Annotated in this window: 3 protein-coding genes; all 3 read right to left on the bottom strand. The window is 65.3% G+C overall.

Annotated elements, in window-relative coordinates; translation table 11 throughout:
- Positions 1-147 precede the first annotated feature (147 nt).
- A complete protein-coding gene (locus ABLA28_RS11190) occupies positions 148-876 on the bottom strand; it encodes a M15 family metallopeptidase (protein WP_347713731.1) in 729 nt (242 codons plus the stop codon).
- Between the two features lie 19 nt (positions 877-895).
- Positions 896-2101 carry a DUF819 family protein gene (locus tag ABLA28_RS11185; RefSeq protein ID WP_347713730.1) on the bottom strand — a complete coding sequence of 402 codons (1206 nt, stop codon included), beginning with the start codon at positions 2099-2101 and terminating at the stop codon, positions 896-898.
- A 73-nt stretch (positions 2102-2174) separates the two neighbouring features.
- Positions 2175-3033 (bottom strand): alpha/beta hydrolase (locus ABLA28_RS11180; RefSeq protein WP_347713729.1); only part of this gene is annotated, 859 nt, incomplete at its 5' end.

Genomic DNA, 3033 nt, shown 5'->3' with positions numbered 1-3033 from the left:
TGCGTGTTGTGTGGGGGGGGGCCCCCCGTGCCCGCCGCGCGGGTATGCGGGGGGGCAATGTTTTCGGTCGCGCCTCCCGGTTTGGGTTGTGTCGGGGGCGGGGGGGGGGGGGGGCCCCCCCGCCCCCGCCTCTTGTCATGTAAGAACTTACAGCCAGCGCAGCGCGGGGACACCCCGGCCGTAAACGGCGGCTTTACGGCCGGACATCAGGGCCCAGTTCTGGTTGCCGTAGTCGAAGTGCCACCATTCGTCGGGGTAATTCGTGAACCCCGCGGAGACCATGACGTGATAGAGAAGCCTGCGGTTCCCGAGTGCCCGGAGCTCCCCCTCGGAGAGGTCCCCATCCGTGCGGGATTCGAGATACAGGGTCTCCGACCGATCCGAGGTCTCGTCGAACTCCGACCCCATGGGGAGGATGCGCCCCATGGCGTCCGCCACGGTCAGATCGACGCTGCCCCCCGTACTGTGGGGGGAGGGGCAGCGCGGATCGCTCCTGGGCTCTGCGACGAAGCGGCGCGCCAGCTCCCTCAGCGCTTCCTCATCCAGTTCGGGCCGCTTCTGGGCCAGCTCGTCCTTGTAGCGGTCGAAGAGCGATTGCTGCAGGGGGAGCGGACGCCATCCATCCAGCACGACGAACCGATGGCCGGAGGGCAGGGCCTGGGATGCCGTCAGCAGACGCTCGAATACGCCCTCGCGGAGGTAGATCTCCGGCAGTGCGTGGGTTAGGCCCTGAAAATAATACTGAGGCCGGACAAGAACGCGCTCCGGACAGCAGCTGATGGGGACCAGCGGCTCACCGCACTCCTCTATGGGGATGGACCGCGAGCCGGTCCAGGTGAACGCAACGGGGGAGGGCTCGATCGGAGTCGCTCTCATGCCGACATCCCGGAAGGGCTCACAGACCAAGGATTCTGGGGAATACGGCCTGCCCCAGGGCGATGGCGATCCAGTTCCCGATGACGTAGCCCCAGACGCCGACGAGCATCGCCGGGAGGACGAGGTCGTCCCAACCTTTGCTGATGGCCATCGCCGCGGCGGTCGTCGGGCCGCCTATCGTGGCGTTGGACGAGATGAGCAGCTCCTCCAGGTTGAAGCCGAACAGCTTGCCCACCAGCAGCGTCACCGCCATGTTGACCACGACCGCGAACGAGCAGAATAGCAGGATGATCGGGCTCTGGAACAGGATGGCCTTGATGGAGGCGGGCGTTCCGATCACCACCAGGAAGATGTAGATAAGAAAGGTCCCGATCTCCTGGGAGCCTCGGGCCTCCTCGAAGAACTTGGGGAACAGCGTGACGATGAGCACCGTCAGCGTCGTCACGACGAAATATTTGCTGCCCAGAATACCCCGCAGGACGGTCGGCAGGGAGGGATGCGCTCCCATCCAGTCCGCCAGCTTGACGGAGACCGCCACCAGGATGAAGCCGGAGGCCACGACCTTTGCGATGTCGAGAAGCGATATCTCCTTGCGTCCCCAGTAGCTTGCGGCGCGATTCTCGCCCTCCCCGACCCCCTCGTTGGCGCCCTTTTCATAGGGATGCGCGTAGTGTCTGCGGAAGAACGCGATGCTGGGAATGGCCAGGAGCACGAAGAAGTAAAGCGCCATGTTCAGGTTGTCCGCGACGATGGAGGCGTTGATGACGTTTTGCGAGGCCTGGAACTGGGAGGACATGGCGACGAAATTGACCGTGCCGCCGATGTAGCTGCCCGTAATCATGGCGCCGACCTGAAGCGCCTCCGGCATCCAGCGTCCGAAGAAAAGCAGGCCCAGGACGGTACCGGCGACGGTTCCGATGGCCGCGATGTGGAACGCCAGAAATGTCCTGCCGCTCTCCAGCCAGATCTTGCGCAGGTTCGCCTTGAAGAGCATGATGGGGACGGCCAGCAGCACCACGTAGCCCCATATGCTGTCGTAGACCGGGCTGTCCGTGGGGATGACCCCCAGGTTGGCCAGGACCAGCGCTCCCAGCAGCGCGATGATCGCGCCGCTGACCTTCGCGGCCCAGTGGTACCTCTGCTCCAGGTAAATGCTCACGGCCGCCCACCCGACGATAATTGCCCACAACGACCAGATGTCGTCCGCCTTGATCCAAGTCTCCATAGCGATTTTCAGTCCTCCCTGATCGATATCCCCGGCGTGCCGCCGGAGTGATTTCAGTCTATACGTAAGGGGCTCAATACCCCAAAGCCCCCAGCCAGTCGAGGACGGCTCCAACCATAGCCCAGCGGTGCGCGGAGAAGGAGTGGTCGCCGGGCAGGAGGCGCTCCGTCACCTCCGCTCCCACCCTGCGCAGCAGGTCCGCCAGGGGCCGCTGATGCACATCGCCGGGCACGGCCTCGTCCTGCGCCGCACCCAGCAGCAGGATGCGTTTGCCCCCGCAGGAGAGGGCGTCGCGGCGGAGGTCGAACTCCTCCGTCCTCCATAAGATTTCATTCCATAGGGCAGCGCGGGTCGTGCCCTCCAGGCATCCGGCCCCGACCAGAAGCCTGTCGAGCCTCTCCTTGAGGGGACGGTCGGTCCGGCTTGCCTCCGCGTCCCGGCCGATATTCCAGACCCCGATCAGGCCGAGGCTCCGAATCTCCGGGCACGCGGCCGCCGCGCGCAGGGCGGAAAAGGCCCCCATGCTGAAGCCGACGGGGATGACGGTATCGGCGTCGAACCGCTCCGGAAAGGGCAGCTTGCGGCGCAGCACATGGCGCGTCACGTTGGCGACGTCCCGTGCCGTTCCGGCGAAGGTAAAGACGCCGCGGCTGCCCCATGCGCCCCGATAGGAGAAGGTGACGACATTGAATCCCGCCTGACGCAGGGCCTGGGCCAGGTCGCAGTTTTTCTCCAGTCCGGGGAATCCGTGGCAGATGAGGATGGTGGGGTTGCCCTTCCCCTCGGCGTAGTAGACGCTGCCGAACAGCACCCCATCCTCTGAGGGACAGGAGAACCCCGCGAGTCCCGGCGGATTGTCCCGGTCCCGAACGGGTATGTCCTGTCCCAGCTGCAGGGGTCTCAAGGCCGTCGGGCTCAGAGCGCGAAGTCCG

The organism is uncultured Fretibacterium sp. (assembly GCF_963544685.1).
Taxonomy (GTDB): Bacteria; Synergistota; Synergistia; order Synergistales; family Aminobacteriaceae; genus CAJPSE01.
The sequence above is the reverse complement of the archived record's forward strand: the minus strand, read 5'-3'. Positions and strand labels throughout refer to the sequence as shown.